Source organism: Undibacterium sp. JH2W (assembly GCF_049340425.1).
Taxonomy (GTDB): domain Bacteria; phylum Pseudomonadota; class Gammaproteobacteria; order Burkholderiales; family Burkholderiaceae_D; genus Undibacterium.
Genome location: NZ_JBMPOT010000012.1, coordinates 122,635 through 140,588 on the forward strand (window position 1 = coordinate 122,635; position 17,954 = coordinate 140,588).

Below are 17,954 nucleotides of genomic sequence, written 5' to 3' on the forward strand. Positions count from 1 at the left end.
AAATCCTATGCGAGGAAAATTGATCAATCTAAAAACTACTTTGTCCATCCTGCTATGCAGCGCCTGCCTGTTGCTGGAGGTGAATCAGGTCTCTGCCCAGCCCGTCATGCAGGCAGGCAAGCTGACATCGTTCACACGCAATGCCGACGGTGTGAGTATAGCAACCGAGAATGCCCATGTCGCGCTGACGGTGTTTTCACCCGGCGTCATACGCGTGCGCATGGACAAGAAAGCCCTGGGTCCGGACTTCTCATATGCCGTCACAGGCAAGCCAGGAAAAACAGATTTCCAGCTCACAGAGCTGAAAGACAAGCTGGTGTTAAAGACGGCCACGTTGCAGGTACAGATACAAAAGCAGCCATTCTCTGTACGCTTTGAAACCCCGGATGGCGTGCTCATCAACCAGGATGAACCCGGTTTGTCGAATGCCTGGATAGGTGATGAAGTCAGCAGCTACAAGAGCCTGCAAGAGGGTGAGCGTTTTATCGGGCTGGGTGAAAAGACCGGCAATCTCGACAGGCGCGGCAGTGCCTACACCAACTGGAATACCGATGCGTTTCGCTATAACGGAGACACCGATCCCCTGTATGCGAGCATCCCTTTTTACATAGGCATACATCATGGCCTGAGTTATGGGATATTCTTTGATAACAGCTACCAGACTGATTTCAATTTTGGTGCCAGCAACCGGCGTTTTTCTTCATTCTCTGCCCAGGGTGGTGAGCTTAATTATTATTTCATTTTCCAGCCCCGTGTGGCCGACATTATCCGCGCCTATACAGACCTGACCGGGCGCATGCCCTTACCCCCCTTATGGAGCCTGGGCTACCAGCAAAACCGCTGGTCTTATTATCCAGAAGCAGAAGTGATGCGCATAGCAAATACCCTGCGCGAAAAGAAAATCCCGGCGGATGGCATCACGCTGGATATCCACTACATGGATGGCTACCGGGTATTCAGCTGGGACAGGCAAGCCTTCCCCAACCCCAGGGCCATGACAGACAAACTGGCTGCACTGGGTTTTAAAACCACGGTGATAGTTGACCCAGGCATCAAGATAGATCCAGGCTACGCCACCTATGCAAGGGGCATGCAGCAGGATGTATTTTTGCGCTATGCCGATGGCACGCCGTATTCTGGTGAAGTATGGCCGGGCTGGGTATATTTCCCTGATTTTACCCGCCCTGCGACTCGTGCCTGGTGGCAGGCTGAAGTCGCCAGTTATGCCAGGCAAGGCGTTGCTGGCATATGGAATGACATGAATGAGATATCCACCTGGGGCCAGAAAATGCCCAATAACATACTCTTCGATTATGATGAACACCCCACCACCCACAAACAGGGCCGCAATGTCTATGCATTGGAAATGGCCAGGGCCAGCCATGAAGGCATGAAGCAGGCGACGGGAGAACGCCCCTTCACCTTGTCGCGTTCAGGTTATGCAGGCTTGCAGCGCTATGCAGCGATCTGGACAGGTGACAATACGGCCGATGAAGATCATATGCTGCTTGGGGTACGCCTGCTCAATAGCCTGGGCCTGAGTGGCATGCCATTTACCGGCATGGACATTGGTGGTTTCACCGGCACGCCCACGCCTGGCCTGTATGCGCGCTGGATGCAGATTGGTGCTTTCACCCCCTACTTCCGCAACCATGCAGCCAGTGACAGCCGTTCTTCCGAGCCCTGGACTTATGGTGAAGACGTGCTCAATATCAGCCGTAACTACATTAATTTACGCTACCGGCTCATGCCTTATCTGTATTCCAGTTTTTACCAGGCTAGCACCACCGGCCTGCCCATCATGCGTTCACTGGCGATAGATTACACCCATGATGAACAGGTCTATAGCAGGCATTATCAAAACCAGTATATGTTTGGCGATGCTTTCCTGGTTGCGCCTTTCGCCAGTAACAAGGAATTGGGCCGCCTCTACCTGCCTCAGGGTGACTGGTATGATTTGTATAGCGACCAGCTGGAACATGGCAGGCAAACCAAAGCCCTGGAGTTGCATCTGGAGCACTTGCCAGTCTATGTCAAGGCTGGCAGCATCGTCACCATGCAGTCGCTGGTGCAAAGCACGGCACAACCGCCGGAAGACACTTTGTTCATCCATGTTTATCAAGGGCCGCAAGGCAGCAGCGTCAGTTATTACGAAGATGATGGCAAATCCTATGCCTACCAAAATGGCGAATACTACAAGCGCCAAATCAGCTTCCTGCCTGAACGCAAGGAGATACAGTTAGATGCTGTCGAAGGCAGGCATGCATGCAAATTCCGCAAGCTGCAAATCATCCTGCACGGTTTTCATGATGTCAGCAGTGTAGAGTTGAATGGCAAGACCCTACCCTTACAGGTGCATCATGTCGGCTTTCTTGGCAAGGGTGATAAAGAGTTGAACTTGCCCGCCGTGACGATAGCCAACAGTGCCGAAAAAATCACGCTCAGGTATTGAGATGACTGACCTGATACCTGGCCAACTGCTGGTCGCTGACGTGGGTGGAACTCATGCGCGTTTTGCTATAGTCAAGCTGAATGCCCATGGTGAAGCTGAACTCAGGAATTATCATCGCTTTGCCTGCACAGACTATGCCAGTCTGGCCGCGATCATTTGTGCCTATCGTGACATGACGGGTCAGCAATTCAAGCATGCCAGTATTGCCATTGCCGGTGTGATAGAAGCAGACCAGGTGCGTAATAGCAATTTGCCCTGGCCAGTCTCTTGCAGGCAAACCATGCAGGACAGCGGGCTGGCGCAATTGCGCTTTCTCAATGACTTTGCCGCACTTGCCTGGTCAGTGCCGCTCATCAAACCGGTGGATGCGATTATTCTTAATCAAGGCCATGCGGCAAAGCTTGCTGGTCCTGTGCTGGTGGTGGGACCGGGAACCGGCCTGGGTGCAGCAGTCTGGCTACCGGGACCACCCAGCTCGATACTGGCGACAGAAGCGGGGCATGCGGCACTGGCGGCCGGCAATCCACGTGAGGCCTCATTGCTGGCGCAATGCTGGAAAACGACGCCCCACGTTGATAATGAAATGTTCTTGTCTGGCCCTGGCTTGTTGCGTCTGTATCGCACACTCGCGCTGATGCAGGACAAGACTGCTCTTCTGCAACAGCCCGCTGAGGTGAGCGCTGCCGCCATCGCCGGGCAAGATGCCATTGCCCAGGAAGCCGTAGAGATATTTTGCGCCATGCTGGGCAGCCTGCTTGGTGACCTGGCGATTTATTATGGGGCGCAGACAGTCTATCTGGCCGGTGGTGTACCCATGCAAATCAGTGAACTGCTACAAAAAAGTGAATTCAGAAATCGCTTTTTGAATAAAGGTGTGATGCGTGCCGTGGTGGAAAATTGTACTGTCTTTCTGATACAGCCTGGCCAGCTTGCCCTGCTAGGTGCAGCCCATTGGTATTTACAAACGGAGAGTTAAATAATGGCAGGCATCATTCTGGAGATTGCCGCGAATTCTATAGAATCTGCCCTGGCCGCCGAGGCCGGTGGCGCAGACCGCATTGAGCTTTGCGATCATCTGGAACAAGGTGGCACCACCCCTTCCCATGGGACGATTGCCATTGCGCGCGAACGCCTGCGCATCCCCATCCATGTCTTGATACGGCCACGCACTGGCGATTTTATGTATACCGAGGCAGAACGTGAAGTCATGCTGTATGACATAGAACACTGCGCGCGCCTGGGTTGCGACGCGGTGGTGGTCGGCGCGCTGAATGCAGAAGCCAGAGTGGATACAGAATTTTGTCGCGCCATGTGCGCAGCGGCTGGCAAGATGTCACTGACTTTCCATCGCGCCTTTGATCTTTGCGCTGCACCTGAACAAAGTCTGGAAGAAATCATCGCGCTTGGCTTTGCGCGTATCTTGAGTTCAGGTCTGGCCGACAGCGCCGAGGCAGGTCAGATGCAACTCGCCCGTCTGGTAGGGCTGGCTGACAAGCGTATAAGCATCATGGCAGGTGCAGGCATCAGGCCTGAGAATATTGCAGCACTGGTGGCAGCAAGCGGCGTTACCGAGGTGCACGCATCAGCCAGCGGCCTGCAATATAGTGCCATGCAGGAGCAAAGAAAATTGCCTGGGCTTAAGACGGATTTTCTGGCAACACAAACGCAACTGGTCAGGGCATTACGCCAGGTCATCGATCAACTGTATCCCTAATTCACCAGCAGAAAAAAAGAAAGCAGGACCGGGGGCAGTCCTGCTTTTAAGCTTGGTGGAAGCTAGAAATTTTTACTGAGACGCTGATTAAGCATCATTCTTTAAATGGAGAAAGTATTTCCCCGTAGGAGCGGCTTCAGCCGCGAACAGTCAGCACAACAATGGCCTCCAAATGTTCGCGGCTGAAGCCGCTCCTGTTTATCGTTTATCCAAAGCCCCCGGCGGCAGGGCCTGCACACTATTGCCCCAGGACTTGGCCTTGTCATCACTGCTTAAATCCAGGCTGAGTTTGCCGCCAGCCTGTATCTGTTCCCAGGATAGCCAGACTTGTGATAAAGGCTTGCCCTGCCACTGTGCCTGGCGGATATAGCGTATGGGGGTACGTGCTGCCGCCTTGCTGTCTATGCTCAGTGTCTTGCCATTTCCCAGGTCAAGCTCAATCCTGGAAAACTTGGGCGCATGCAGCAAGAACTGGCCGCTGCCTGGCATCCATGGGTAAATACCCAGGCTGCTGAAGATATACCAGGCGGACATGGTGCCCAGGTCATCGTTACCAGTCACACCATTGGGGGCATTGCTGAACAGGGTTTCGGCGGCACGCAGGACGGTGGTGGTTTTCCAGGGCTGGCCTGCCAGGGTATACATCCAGGGTGCATGTAAATCCGGTTCATTATTGGGATTGTAGCGGTACTGGTTGTAGTAACTGTATGGCCCCACGACCCAGTCCTTGCGTACGGCCTGGTAATCGTTTTTTTCGATTTCATCAAAGGCAAAGAAGGCGTCGAGACGTTTGACGGCTGACTCACGTCCACCCATTTCAGCAAACAGGGTTTGGCTATCCTGCGGTACCAGCCATTGATACTGCCAGGCTGTGCCTTCATGAAAACCATGCTCGGCGCGCGGATTGTAATGGCCTTGCAGTTCTGTGTACCAGTCGCCATTTTCGAGACGTGGGCGTGGGAAGCCTTTGAAGCCCAGCTCTTTATCGGTGGCGTCCTTGTCCCACAGCTTGCGCCAGTTCTGGCCACGCTGGCGTAACGCGGCAGCGTCTACCTTTTCACCGAGCGCCTCTGCCATATAAGACAGCGCAGCATCGGCAGCAGCATATTCCAGGGTTGCCGAGGCACCATGATGCGGGTCTACGTCCATGCCCTTTGCCCTGAAGCCTTTGTCGTATTGCACAAAACCATCGCGCAGGTATTGCGGATTGCCTGCTCGCCCTTCTGAGCGCAGTTTGAAACTGGGTACTTCAAAGGCATTCTGGCGCAAGGCCGCATAGGCCGCTTTTTCCTTGCCAGCCAGCGCACCATAGCGCCACAGGTCAACCAGGAAAGGGGTGACCGGGTCACCCGTCATGACATTCGATTCAAAATTCGCATAACCCCAGCGCGGCAGCCAGCCAGCCTGTTCCTGTATTTTCAGGATGGAGTCGGCAATGTCACGAGCCCTGGCCGGGCGCAGCAAGGCGATCAGCTGATTCTGGGCGCGATAAGTGTCCCACAGCGAAAAGAATTCGTAGTAATTGCCCTTGTCGACTTTGTGGATGACATCATCATAGCCACGGTAACGGCCATCGCTGTCATTGCCTGTCAGTGGCTGCAATAGGGCATGATAAAGCGCAGTGTAGAAAACAGTGCGGTCATCCTGATTGGCAGTTTCTATGCGTATGCTGGAGAGTTCTTTGTTCCACTCATCCTGTGCCTGTTGGCGCATGCTGTCAAAGCTGCGCAGCTTGCCATTGGCCTTGCCTTCTGCCCGCAAATTCTTTCTTGCACCTTCTGCATCGACATGCGAAATGGCGCTGATGGCAGTAACCGCCTTGTTGGTCTTCAAGTCAAAACTGAACCAGGCACCATGCGGCTTGCTGTCGCCTTGCTGGCTCAATTGCATGCTGGCTTCGGTACCGCCGCTTTCATCCCAGATACCATGCGTACGGAAAGCCTGGTCAAACTCCATCCTGAACCAGGTCGTGTATTGCGCTCCACCACAAAAACTGCGCGTGACTATCTTGCCTTCCAGCGTATGGTCATCTATTACTTGCAGGTGGCTGCCCACCACGGAGTGGCGCTCATTTGCCTGACCAAGATTGACCAGGATATGACCTGTCGCAGTAGTGTCGTGGAAGGTATAACGCTCGGCCCCGGCGCGTGTCAGTGCGGTGGTCTCGGCAGTGATGCCACCATAATCGGTGAGCCTGACTTTGAAGTAACCTGCATGGCCCACTTCACCATCATGCGAGTAATTGGAACCATAGACTTTCTGGTCAAAACTGCCTACTTTACTCGTATCAAAATTGCCGCCAGCTTTGATGCTGCCAGTCACAGGCAAGACCGAGAGTTGACCACCTTGTTCCCAGCATCCTGCACCAGACAGAAAAGAGTGGCCAAAGCCACGGATTTTAGGATCGGTATAGCGCCAGCCTGAATAGTGTTCACCGATAGGGCTGAGCTGTATCATGCCAAAGGGCGCAGCCGCACCAGGAAAGGTATTGCCATCATCCTGGGTACCGATAAAGGTATTCACCGGAAAATTCTTGTCTCGCGCTGTGTCTGCATGCGCAATAGCGTTAATGCTGGTGCTGGCCAGCAGCGCCATCATGCCAGTGACCGCCACGCGTCTGAAGGTGGATAGTGTATTCAATTTGTCTCCTGCTACTTTGATGCCGCTTTTATCGCGACCAGGTTTATTTATTTGTCTTATTATTTTCTATCTGCTTGAATGGATGCGCCTCTGTGTTGAAAGTGACGGCATCAAAATTGATGGTCTTTTTGGGCGCGAACAGCAAATAAAAATATTTGAAGGTTTCGGCAAACACAAAGCTCTCCATCGAGTCTTCGCGGCTGCTATTGCGTACATCCTTGAGTGCGGTAAAACCTGCCTCACTGCGGCAGCGTTTGACAAAGTCGAGGAAAAATTCCTTGCCCATGGCGCGGTACTTGCTGTCACCTGTGTAATGGTAGAGGTAATAGGCTGACTCAACGATCTCGGGGCGCAAGGCATATTCCGGCGAAGTGACTTGCATGGTTTGATAATTCAGTGCTTCTGGTTCTATGCCATGCAGACGCCACATTTTCAGATTGGAATCCTGCAGGCGTTTTGCTCTATCCATGTCACCACCCAGGGCCAGCAAGGCTGGCATGAAGGCATCCAGGGCACCATATTGACTGGCTTTGCGGCTACCTGTCTCCATGTCGGCATGGCAATACCAGAGTTCACCGCGCACCTCGTCACCCAGATACTGGTTGACGCCCGGGATACTATTGTCCCACATGGTTTTGCAATCCTGGTCGCCAAACAGCTTCCAGCATTTGTACAGGTATTCATAGTAGGAATCGATGCCGCCACCGATGTGGGCATCCTTGTTGACCCAGACGCCCGCCTCAACATCAATGGCAGAGCCGACCAGGCCCAGTTTGGAACGCAGGTCATAAGTGGCGACCAGTGCGCGTTTGGCTTTGTCATAAAACACCGGATTGCCAGTCAGCTTGCTGAGCATGCCAAACTCCAGCAGCAAGGTGCCTGTTTCAGCCGGGTTACTGATCTTGCCGCGTACCTTGCCAGTGCGCAGATTGACATGGGTATAAGGCATGCCGGTCGGTGATGCAAACACAGGCAGCAAGCGCTGGCCCAGGTCTGTTGCCAGGTTCAGCAATCTTGGGTCTTCCGTCATCTGGTAGGCGGACAGCAAGCCACCCAGCAGACGTATGGTGATTTCAAAATTCTGGACTTCCATGTCCTGGTCGAAAGAGAGCTTGCTGGCAATCAGCTCACGCGCTTCATCTGCCTCTTTTTTTAAACCCATGATCAGCAGGGTATCGAGTGCATCCACCGGTGTCATCAACAGCGATTGTGGATACCAGTCATGCGCGGATTTGCTCAAGGGTTTCAAGGCATCGTGGCCCCAGGCATAGCGCTTGTAGGATTGCCAGGCATGCTGGGTTTCTTTTTTAACTTGCAGCGCCAGATGGGCCGCTTCTTTTTCTGAGATGCTGTCTTGTTTGGCTGCCTGGCTCAGGTTACTGATACTCAGGGCGGCCGCCAGCACTATGCCAGGCAATAATTTGATACGCAATTTGTTCTCCTCAATCACTGATATGACTATTATTTTTTGTCAGGACCGCTATTCAATTATTCAATCATTCCATCACACTGAAAAGTGCCTCTACCTGTTGCAGGCTGGGTGCCTGCGCTCCTGCTGCCAGGCAAGCTGCCGCGCCGGCGGCGAGAGCAAAACGCAGGTGACTGCGCGGCTCTCTGTCAGCATGCATGCTCAGGCTGTAGAGCAAGCCGGCGATGCTGGCATCACCCGCGCCTATGGTGTCGGCGACTGCCACCTTCAAGGCATCGGCCTGCCATGCCAGTTCACCCATATGCAGCGACGCGCCCAGCTCCCCTCGGGTGTACAAGACGGTGGCAGCAGGATTAATGGCGCGCAATTGCGTGAATGCCCAATCGGCATCCGGGCAACGGAACAGGCCACGCAGGTCATCGTCAGACACCTTGATCAGGTCTGCCAGTTGCGCCATTTCATGCAGGATGGGGTCATAGTCAGCATGCATATTGTTACGAAAATTAGGGTCGTAACTAATCCGCACACCTTGCGCTTTCAACTGGCGGGCCAGGCCCAGGAGTTTGCCAGCCAAAGGCTGGCGGGCCAGGCTGATGCCGCCAAAGTGCGCCCATTGCAAGCGTGAACTCCAGCCTGCTGGCAGCTGCTCGGGATCAAAATGCAGGTCCGCACTATCACTGCCTATAAAGAAATAACTGGGTGGCGTGCTTTCGCCGACGATTGCCAGTAAGGGTGGGCGATCGTATTGCTGCAGCAGGCGCAGATCCAGCCCAGCATCGGCACTGGCGCGTACCAGTTCCTGCCCAAACAAGTCCTGGCTGACTGCACCAGCGAAGCCGGTTGCCAAACCCAGCTTGGCCATGCTGCGGGCGACATTCCAGGTTGAGCCGCCAACCACGCTGCGCCATTGACCATGGCCGCAGGCTATCATGTCAGTCAGGGCTTCACCGGCACTCAGCATGAGGGGGAATTCAGCTGCCATGTTGTGCCTCCTTCAAGACGCGCAGGATTTCATAACAGGCACCCATGGTGTGATAATCGACTTTACCAGCCGGGCTTTTTTCATCGCTGAGCTTGTGATTTTCACGCGATAAAATTCTGTACCAGGCACCATACTCGTGATCTATCATGTGTTGCCAGCTGTATTGCCACAGATGCTCATAACTATCCCAATAGCTTTGCTTGCCAGTGCGCTTCGCCAGCAAGGCAGCGGCAGCCATGGATTCTGCCTGCACCCAGAAATATTTATCGCCATCGCAGATGCTGCCATCGGGAGCAAAGCCATAGCAGATGCCGCCGTATTGCTCATCCCAGGCAAATTGCAGGGCTTTCTGGAACAGGGTTTCGGCGGTAGGCAATAGCCATGCATGGTCGTGTTGCAGATGCTGGGCGTGGCTTTCCAGTTGCAGCAATAACTTGGACCATTCAGTAAAATGCCCGGGCTGGAATCCCCAGGGGCGGAACAAATTGGCCTTGTCCTCGAGATTGTAGTTCCAGTCTATGTTCCAGTTGGCATCGTAGTGTTCCCAGATCATGCCAGCAGCCAGCGCGGCCTGGCGCTGGGTGATGTTATGTGCCACAGTTTCTGCGCGATGCAAGAAGTGCAGCTCACCGGTTGCCTCATAGGCGGCCAGCAAGGCTTCGCAGGCGTGCATATTGGCATTCTGGCCGCGATAGCTGTCCAGCTGCTGCCAGTCCGCACTGGCCTGGTCGGCATACAGACCATGTTGTGGTTCCCAGAAACGACTTTCCATCAAGGCCATGGTTTCATCGAGATAGTCGCGTGCTTCGGCGACGCCAGCCATCAGGGCATGGGCATAGGCCAGCATGACGAAGGCCAGGCCATAGCAATGATTATCGCCATCGATGACGGTCTTGCTGGCATTTTCCCAGCGCAATTGCCAGGCATAGCCACCAGTTACCGGGTCGCGGTGCACCTGGCGCAAGAAATCGACACCATGCCTGACTTGCTGCAGATAGGCCGGATTGTCAAAATGACGGTAAGCCATCGCATACACAAAAACAAAGCGCGTGCTGCTGACCAGATGACGGCTATGGCTATCATAAATACTGCCATTGTCCTTGAAGTAGTGATAAAAGCCGCCACTGCTATCTATGCTGCGCGGATAGTAGAAATTCAGCGTGTCACTGATATGCTCAGTCAGCACAGAAATGGATTTGAAGTCAGGAAAGGGATGCATACGGATATGGGTGGTGGTCAATAAGGGCCAAAAATTTTTACGGATAAACTTTCTTTGCTGCTAATCGTCACAACTGCTTTCGCGTACGATCAATTCAACAGCCAGGGTTTTCTCTACGATGTCATCGGTCTGTTTGCGTATCAGCAAATCTACACCGGTAGCGCCGAGTGCTTCCTTGTTCACCCGTATGCTGCTCAGAGGTGGAATCGACTTGGCGGCAGCACTGATATCGTCAAAGCCGACAATGGCAATGTCATGCGGCACTTTCATGCCGAGATCAAGACAGTAGTGCAGCGCAGTCAGGGCGGCGCTATCGTTGTAGCAAAATACGGCGTCTGGCGGGCGGCTGAGACTCAGCAGTTCGCGCATGGCTTCGCGTACACCACCTTCAATATCACTGGGGTCAGGGATACTGACTTCCAGGCTGGGGTCTGCCAGGGTCTTGGATTCATACAGCGCCTGACGAAAACCGCGTGCCCGCTCCTGGATACTGAAGTGCGCCATCGATCCCGAGATCATGGCGATGCGTTTGCGGCCTGTCTGTATCAAATGACGGGTCGCCAGAAAACCACCGAGCCGGTTGTCGGGATTGATCGAGGTATAACCGCGCAAACGCATGTCCACCAGCACGATGGGCTTGCTGGTGTGCAGCAGGGCTTGCAGCAGCTCGGGCTCAAAAAAACCGGCACACAAGATCGCATCAGGCTGGTGCAGGCGTATCTGCTCCATCACAGGTTCTGAAGGGCCTATCGCTACAAAGGAAAGGGCAATACCCTCCCTGCGACAGGCTTCTTCGGCACCATGCAGCACAGGGGAAAAAAACGGGCTGCTGGACAAGGTATTGTGCTGGCGGTGCAAGAGAAAAACGATGCGCCTGATCCTGCCCTGTTTGAGATTGCCAAAGTCATAGCCCAGCTCACGGGCGACTTTGCTGACGCGCACACGCGTTTCTTCAGTCAGCCCGCCCTGGTTCTTCAAGGCGCGTGACACCGTACCTATCGACAGTCCAGTCGCCTGTGCAATATCGCGTATGGTCACACTCATGCCGTGAACTCCTTGCTGGTTAAGTCAGTTTCCATTTCTGGAAAGTGGGCATTTATCTTGTTCATTGCGCCTAATTTTACGAATAGTGCTTGTTACTTTTTTTGCGTTTATCAATCCCGCTTAAAATCTCATGCAAGACTACTGCTGATCTATCCTTGATGACAGGTTTAATAAACGGTCAGGCTATTTTTTACACACCATCATTTACCGTAAAATGCTGTACTTCTCAGAGTAACTCTTTTATACAGGTGGCAAAATTGAGGGTCAATCAACTGCTGGCAAATAGTCTTAGTTTATTAATTTTAGTAAACAAGCTGGCAAAAAGATGGATTATTCGATAGTTTCGCTCACTCAGGATGCACCTCGGGCCTGGCACTGCAGCGCACAAAAAAATGGCGCGCCAGATAGGGCGCGCCATGCAAGTCAAGTCTGAGGATATCAGTGTGCTGCTGTGCCAGTTTTACCCAGTTTGATACCCTGCGCGCGCAAGATGCCCTGCACTTTCCAGGCGTAGAAGGCTAGGTAAGCAAAACAGACTACGCCCACCAGATAACTCATTTGTATGCCGATTTTGTCCGCCACAAATCCTTGCAGCCAGCTGACTATGCCGCCGCCCATGATCATCATGATCAGGTAATTGCTGCCCTGACCTGTATGCTTGCCCAGCCCACTGATCGCCAGCGTGAAAATACAGGGCCACAGGGTGCTGCAAAACAAGCCTATGCTGGTGAAGGCATAGATACTGACCATGCCCGTGGTACTCATGCCTATGACCAGGCCTGCGATGCCCAGGAGAGAAAAGATGCCCAGCATTTTGGCAGGGTTACCCTGGCTCATCATGTCAGCCGCAATCAGGATCAGCACGATGGCGGCATACACATAAAAATGACTGAGTTCATGCTGGGCTATTGCGTTCACCAGCAAAAACACGCTGAAAGCCAGATAAGGTGCCAGGAACTTGAGTAACTTGCTCAGCCCTGCCTGCACATCAAAGGCCTCAACCGCGCCGGTCCAGCGCCCTATCATCAGGCTGGCCCAGTAAAGCGAAATAAACGGTGCAACATCCTTGGTTTGCAAACCCAGCTTGCTTTCCATATAGGCAGGCAGGTTGCTGGCAGTCGACACTTCCACACCCACATATACAAAAATAGCCAGCATGCCCATCAGCAGTTGCGGGAATTGCAGTGCCGATTGCCTGCCCGAGGCATGCCCGGCATCTTCACTGCTCTGTATCGCAGGTCTATCTGGCAGGGAGGAAAATTTCAACAGGATAGCCACCAGCAAAAAGGCTGCGCCCAGCATCAGATAGGGAAATTTGACGCTTTCTATACTGAGCTGCCGGTTCATGCTGGTCGGTGCACCAAAGATGGCGAAACTGACGATGAGCGGGCCTATGGTCGTACCAAAGTTATTCACCCCACCTGCCAGGGTCAGCCTTTGCGAACCTGTTTCAGACGACCCCAGGGCAATCGCCAGAGGATTGGCGGCAGTCTGCTGCAGTGAAAATCCCAGGCCTACGATAAACAAGCCTGACAACATCAAAGGGAAAGACCCGCTATTCGCTGCTGGCAAGAATAGCAGCGTGCCCGCGGCAGAAATCAGCAAGCCCAGCGCCAACCCATTCTTGTAACCCAGTTTATTGACCAGATCGACGCCGATAAAGCGTGAAACCGCCAAATAGATAAGCGAACCCACGGTATAAGCCACATAAAAAGCCAGAGAAACCAGCTGGCTTTGCTCCTGGCTAAGGTGAAAGGCTTGCTTGAAGACGGGGATGAGAATGTCATTGCTGGCGGCCACAAAGCCCCAGAAGAAGAACACTGTCACCAGCGGTAAAAATTGTCCCCATTGTGTTTTTGTATTTGTCGCATGCATAGTGATATAAGTAGTTTAGGTTTGACTGCACATGTTGCACTTACCAGTTTTTGTCTCCCTCTGACTGGGTGGTGGTATTCAAGCACAATGACCGAGATCACCGTCATCTGCACTTTGATTAGGAAACTGCAGTTTGTATATATACCGCTCTATGGGCGGACGTGCAATTCCAGTTTTATATTTGGATGATGTTTATGATTTTTACTAAACGACGATCCAGGCAAGCTCGCAAAGCAGGCATGAGAACTGCGGATGAAGATTGCCTGAATCCAGTTCGGCAAATCTGCGTGCTGCATGGATGAGGCGGGTAAATTTGCAGGGTGCACTGTGCGCACCAGTCTCATTAGCTAGATTTTTCAAGCAAAGATGGCTTAGTACATTAAGGCAAGTGCCCGCGTCGACTATCCCTGAAAATGCTACGGCTATCACTCCTGTCCCCACTCTACAAGATAAATAGGATAATTTGCACCGCAAGACTTGCAAAATATGCAGCAAGCTAATTCAAGTTTCAGTACCAATCAGCGCGCTGCTTCAATCAAGCTCAAACAGATCGTTTCATCAATATTTTCGAAATATTTTTTCACACAATTAACATTCTTTATTAGAAACCTTTATAATTTCACATTACATTTGACATACTTTTACAATTTCTCTTTGCCAGTCGCCTGCAGTTTCTGATGATTTCTATAGGCAAATCATTCAAATGCCATTACTTTTTACTGCCAAATTATCATCTTTGAAATTTAATAAGCTTTTGCATGATATTTGCAAATAAGTTAATATTGTTGAAGTTATACTTTTAATCTTTTACTCATACTGAAAATGAAATCTATTCCTAAACGACTGCAACGCGGCTTTACATTGATAGAATTGATGATTGTTGTTGCAATTATCGGTATCCTGGCAGCGATCGCTATTCCTCAATACTCTGATTACACATCCCGTACCCGCGCTGCTGGTGCAAGGGCTGAGATCGAAAGCACTTTGAAAAGCATGTCTTTGTGCGTACAAGGTGAAAATGGTGTTTGGGATAATTGCTCAACAACAGGTAGCAATGGTATTCCCGTTGTTGCAACGACCAAGTTCATGGCAGCTATTCCTGCACTGTCCGCTGGTCAAGTGATTTTCACTTCTACTGCAACAATAAGTACTAGCGATACTACACAATTGGTAGGTACTCTGACAGCGACCACAGTTACCAACCAAGCTAACATGGGCTGGACTTTGGGTACCAGCACTATCTGCGATGGTAATCGCGGCCTGAAAACTGGTGCTGGCGGTTGCTGATTATTGAGTTTTGCTTTAAGTAAAAAAAATACCCTTCCACGTGAAGGGTATTTTTTTGCCTGTCATTCCTTCAGACTTCCTTTACTCTGATAAAGTAGCAAGCGCAAGCCATGCTGAATGCAGTAGAGCATGCTCCTGGCCTGAGGGTGTATTGCAGAACAGGATAGCCTCTTTGATCGGCATTTTTTGCAGCCTCACCATGAATCACGGTACATCTGATAAAGATCAGGTGTACAGCATTTTTCCAGCTGCACAAACCAAACCTGACCACATGGCCAGCACCAGCAAAATCTCGGGCAGATAAGCCCTTAGCGTCCAGCGGTGCCTCAGCAACAGCATGGCCGCCAGTATAGGCAAGAGCAGGCCTGTCTCCATGAATAAATTGCGCCAGAACGCATAACTGATGATGCCAGTATGCGAGGCCCCCGGCAAGAATGCCAACGGCAGGAAGAATTCATTATCCACAAATGGCCACATCAAGGGCAGTGCGCGGCCTACCAGCATATCGAGTAACAAATGAGAACTGGCTGCCAATGACAAGACCAAAAAACCGGGTCTGGCATTCCATGTGGGCCAGCAGCGCTTTGCCAACAAGTAGACCAGGCTACTCAACAACAGGCAAAACAAGAGTGAATGGGTATAGCGCTGGGCATAGCGCAGATGTAAAAACCAGATACCAAAATAGTCAAAGTCAGGGGCGATCGCCAGCAAAACTGGCAAAGCCATGCTGGCATGCCATCGCCTGGCCTGTTGCTCTCTACGGCAAAAATGTAGCGTCAGGCCAGCGGCGACATGGGCCAGCAGTGAAGACATAGATAAACGTGACCAAATGGCAGCTTGTGGAGATGCCCCAGCTTAGCTCAGGCGTGTGAAGTGCATGTGCGCTGTGCGTGAAGTGCCGCAAAAAGTAGGTGCGCGCGCTCCACGCCGTTAAAAATATATCTTTCCACGGCACGCCTGGCCAGCCCCTTCCTTGACCTGCCCCTGCCTTGGTCTACCCTCCTGGCTATCTGACTCTGCTTTGCGCATTTGACAGGGTAGCGGTTTTGTCCCGCCAGCTTGGTTGGTGCTGGTCTTACCCGCGGTGGATGCTACACTGATTGCCAGTTTTCTTTTTCAGGTAAATTCATGGGTAGTGGTGCAGGCAATTTCATCGCCAGTCTTTTTATTTTGTGCGGTGTTCTGCCCGTGCTGCTGGGATGTGTGCTGTCGCTATTGATTGCAGGTAAAGGGCATCGCCTGATGTGGATACTGCCTATGATTGCACTCAGGTTTCTGAGTGTGTTCGTCATGCAACTGCTGGGCATCACTAGCGACAAAAAATTGATCATGGAGAATCTGGCTTCTGAATGGATCATTGCTGCAGTCCTGATCATAGGAGCTGCTGGTTACCGAATGATGATGACGCCTGGAAAAAAGAAACTTGCAGATCAGACAGGCTGATTTCCGCGATCTATGTCTATCATCATCAAAACATGATACAAGTGCATGCTATACATGTCCCGCTGAAGCAGGCATGGGAGCATAGAGCTTGCCAGGCTCTTATTTATTCAGCCTGATCCTGGCAAGCAATGACAAGCTTAATCTGCGTCCCTTGGACCGCGGAGATCACGGCCATTCTGATGCAAGACTAGCCCTGTTATTTTGCCATCTGGCTGACGCTGGAAGCTCAGTTGCGCGTCCAGGCCCTTATAGAAAAACTCATCGCGTGCCTGGGCAAACACCGGGTTGCGCCCCTGTGCCGTGGCTTGCACATATAATTGCCCTGCTTCTGCTGTCACCTGCAACTTGAAGCCTGGTGCCAGGGTATAGCTGCCCGTGTAAGCCTGAAGCTGCTCGGCTGGAAGCTGTATTGCCACCCGCTGGACAGACTCAGGCACAGTAGTACTCATGCGCGGGGCAGGCATGACACGGCCATCCTGATGCAGGCTCAGAGACTGGATTTTGCCTTGCGCATCACGTTCGAAATGCAGGCTGGCTTCGACGACTTTATAAAAAAATTCATCTTTCTTGCGCTGGAATACCGGTGCTTGTGACTGTCCTGTCACTTGCGCCAGCAAACCCTCAGGCCCGGCACTGATATTCAGGCTGACGCCGGGGGCGAGTTGATAGTGCCCAACATATTCCGCCATTGCTTGCGCTGACAGGCGAGCTTCGCTGGTTTGGCCAGCTTGGCTGACCTCAGTCTCAGGCGCGGCTGGCAACAAGGCTGCCATGCCTATATCGTCAACATTGACACTGGCATTGGCCAGCACCACCACACCACGCTGGCCATCTGCGGTAAAGCCGACAAAAGAGGCATAGCCGCCTGTCATGCCATTGTGCCAGACCAGGGTTTGCCCACGCACAGCCTGCACATGCCAGGCCAGCCCTATCTGCAAACCCGGCATCCCAGTAGGGCGTTGCGGCTGCTGTACCAGTTGCAAGCCTGCTGGTGTATTAAGAGTTGCCCCTTGCATATGCGCCCTGACATAGCGCAGCATGTCTTGCGCATTCGAGCGCACGGCCCCAGCCCCCGCCAGCGTGGTGAAATCCCAGTTAGCCACTGGCTTGCCATGGCCATCATGACCAGTTGCCAGCCTGGCTTGCATGGCGGCTGTCAGGCTGATACCGGTATCTGGCATGCCCAGGGGAGTGGTAATGCGTTCTTGCAGCAATTCGCTATACGACTTGCCTGCCCGCACCGACAGGGCATGGCCCAGCAAGCCAAAGCCCAGATTTGAATACTCATACTTGCTACCTGGGGCACGTGTCAATTGGTAGCTACGCAAGAAATCACGTAAATTATTTTCGGTATAGTCAGCATAGGGATTGTCCACCTGCCTGGGCATGAGATTGGCAGGCAGGCGTGGCAAGCCCGAGGTCTGGGTCGCCAAATCCAGCAAGCTGATGGCCCGCCCCTGGTATTGCGGTATCTCATATCCCGGCAGCAGGCTGGCCACTGTATCATCCAGCTTGAGCTGGCCACGTACCTGCATATCCGCCAGCAATAAGGCAGTGAAGGTTTTACTGACAGAGCCAATTTCAAATACCGTACTGGCATCTGGCTGATGTGCTGCTGCTTTGCCATTCGAGACCAGGCCATAGCCCTGCACTGTTTGTTCCTGGCCCGAGATGCGGGCAAGCACCAGGCCGGGGATAGCGCCACTGCTGACGCGCGCCTGGGCGATTTTATCTACCCGCGCTGCCATCTCATCTGCCGCCAGCACTGGTTGCAGCAAAAACATACTTGATACTAAAATCACGAAGGAAGATACTTTCATCGCAGCCTTTAAATAAAGTTGACTATAAGTGTGGGAGTGCACAACATGC

Annotated in this window: 13 protein-coding genes; 5 read left to right on the forward strand and 8 right to left on the reverse strand. The window is 52.5% G+C overall.

The features are described 5' to 3' along the window. Positions 1–7: 7 nt before the first annotated feature. The 3 genes from ACO0LC_RS18965 to ACO0LC_RS18975 are packed head-to-tail and all read left to right on the forward strand — an operon-like array spanning position 8 to position 4,166. Positions 8–2,452, forward strand: a complete 2,445-nt coding sequence (locus ACO0LC_RS18965) for a glycoside hydrolase family 31 protein (protein ID WP_423005926.1) — start codon at positions 8–10, stop codon at positions 2,450–2,452. 1 nt (position 2,453) lies between these two features. Continuing rightward, positions 2,454–3,428, forward strand: a complete 975-nt coding sequence (locus ACO0LC_RS18970; protein ID WP_423005928.1) for a glucokinase — start codon at positions 2,454–2,456, stop codon at positions 3,426–3,428. A 3-nt stretch (positions 3,429–3,431) separates the two neighbouring features. After that, positions 3,432–4,166, forward strand: a complete 735-nt coding sequence (locus tag ACO0LC_RS18975; protein WP_423005930.1) for a copper homeostasis protein CutC — start codon at positions 3,432–3,434, stop codon at positions 4,164–4,166. Positions 4,167–4,364: 198 nt separating this feature from the next. Here ACO0LC_RS18975 and ACO0LC_RS18980 read toward each other — a convergent pair whose 3' ends face one another. The 6 genes from ACO0LC_RS18980 to ACO0LC_RS19005 form a co-directional block, all read right to left on the reverse strand. Further along, entirely contained in the window at positions 4,365–6,806 is a 2,442-nt protein-coding gene (locus ACO0LC_RS18980; protein ID WP_423005932.1) for a GH92 family glycosyl hydrolase, read from the reverse strand. Between the two features lie 43 nt (positions 6,807–6,849). Then, positions 6,850–8,238, reverse strand: a complete 1,389-nt coding sequence (locus ACO0LC_RS18985; protein WP_423005934.1) for a glycoside hydrolase family 47 protein — start codon at positions 8,236–8,238, stop codon at positions 6,850–6,852. Between the two features lie 64 nt (positions 8,239–8,302). Further along, positions 8,303–9,217, reverse strand: a complete 915-nt coding sequence (locus ACO0LC_RS18990; protein ID WP_423005936.1) for a carbohydrate kinase family protein — start codon at positions 9,215–9,217, stop codon at positions 8,303–8,305. Next, positions 9,207–10,436 (reverse strand): AGE family epimerase/isomerase, encoded by a 1,230-nt coding sequence (locus ACO0LC_RS18995; RefSeq protein ID WP_423005938.1) that lies wholly within the window; start codon positions 10,434–10,436, stop codon positions 9,207–9,209. Before ACO0LC_RS18995 ends, ACO0LC_RS18990 begins: the two co-directional genes overlap by 11 nt. Positions 10,437–10,496: 60 nt before the next feature. Next, on the reverse strand, positions 10,497–11,480 hold the full coding sequence (locus tag ACO0LC_RS19000) for a LacI family DNA-binding transcriptional regulator (protein ID WP_423005940.1): 984 nt from the start codon (positions 11,478–11,480) through the stop codon (positions 10,497–10,499). 438 nt (positions 11,481–11,918) lie between these two features. After that, positions 11,919–13,355, reverse strand: a complete 1,437-nt coding sequence (locus ACO0LC_RS19005) for an MFS transporter (RefSeq protein ID WP_423005942.1) — start codon at positions 13,353–13,355, stop codon at positions 11,919–11,921. Between the two features lie 822 nt (positions 13,356–14,177). On the opposite strand from ACO0LC_RS19005, the gene ACO0LC_RS19010 reads away from it, so the two are divergent. Next, entirely contained in the window at positions 14,178–14,642 is a 465-nt protein-coding gene (locus ACO0LC_RS19010) for a pilin (protein WP_423005944.1), read from the forward strand. A 225-nt stretch (positions 14,643–14,867) separates the two neighbouring features. On the opposite strand, the gene ACO0LC_RS19015 is transcribed toward ACO0LC_RS19010, so the two are convergent. Further along, positions 14,868–15,455 carry a metal-dependent hydrolase gene (locus ACO0LC_RS19015; protein WP_423005946.1) on the reverse strand — a complete coding sequence of 196 codons (588 nt, stop codon included), beginning with the start codon at positions 15,453–15,455 and terminating at the stop codon, positions 14,868–14,870. Between the two features lie 315 nt (positions 15,456–15,770). Between ACO0LC_RS19015 and ACO0LC_RS19020 the strand changes: the two genes are divergently transcribed. Beyond that, a complete protein-coding gene (locus tag ACO0LC_RS19020) occupies positions 15,771–16,085 on the forward strand; it encodes a hypothetical protein (RefSeq protein WP_423005948.1) in 315 nt (104 codons plus the stop codon). Between the two features lie 137 nt (positions 16,086–16,222). Here ACO0LC_RS19020 and ACO0LC_RS19025 read toward each other — a convergent pair whose 3' ends face one another. After that, positions 16,223–17,869, reverse strand: a complete 1,647-nt coding sequence (locus ACO0LC_RS19025; protein WP_423005950.1) for a serine hydrolase — start codon at positions 17,867–17,869, stop codon at positions 16,223–16,225. Positions 17,870–17,954: the final 85 nt, after the last annotated feature.

Coding starts and splice junctions, on each gene's coding strand:
- ACO0LC_RS18990 (WP_423005936.1), bottom strand. CDS start 9,217: ATGGCAGCTGAATTCCCCCTCATGCTGAGTGCCGGTGAAGCCCTGACT.
- ACO0LC_RS19005 (WP_423005942.1), bottom strand. CDS start 13,355: ATGCATGCGACAAATACAAAAACACAATGGGGACAATTTTTACCGCTG.
- ACO0LC_RS19020 (WP_423005948.1), top strand. CDS start 15,771: ATGGGTAGTGGTGCAGGCAATTTCATCGCCAGTCTTTTTATTTTGTGC.
- ACO0LC_RS19000 (WP_423005940.1), bottom strand. CDS start 11,480: ATGAGTGTGACCATACGCGATATTGCACAGGCGACTGGACTGTCGATA.
- ACO0LC_RS19015 (WP_423005946.1), bottom strand. CDS start 15,455: ATGTCTTCACTGCTGGCCCATGTCGCCGCTGGCCTGACGCTACATTTT.
- ACO0LC_RS19010 (WP_423005944.1), top strand. CDS start 14,178: ATGAAATCTATTCCTAAACGACTGCAACGCGGCTTTACATTGATAGAA.
- ACO0LC_RS19025 (WP_423005950.1), bottom strand. CDS start 17,869: ATGTTTTTGCTGCAACCAGTGCTGGCGGCAGATGAGATGGCAGCGCGG.
- ACO0LC_RS18975 (WP_423005930.1), top strand. CDS start 3,432: ATGGCAGGCATCATTCTGGAGATTGCCGCGAATTCTATAGAATCTGCC.
- ACO0LC_RS18995 (WP_423005938.1), bottom strand. CDS start 10,436: ATGCATCCCTTTCCTGACTTCAAATCCATTTCTGTGCTGACTGAGCAT.
- ACO0LC_RS18970 (WP_423005928.1), top strand. CDS start 2,454: ATGACTGACCTGATACCTGGCCAACTGCTGGTCGCTGACGTGGGTGGA.
- ACO0LC_RS18965 (WP_423005926.1), top strand. CDS start 8: ATGCGAGGAAAATTGATCAATCTAAAAACTACTTTGTCCATCCTGCTA.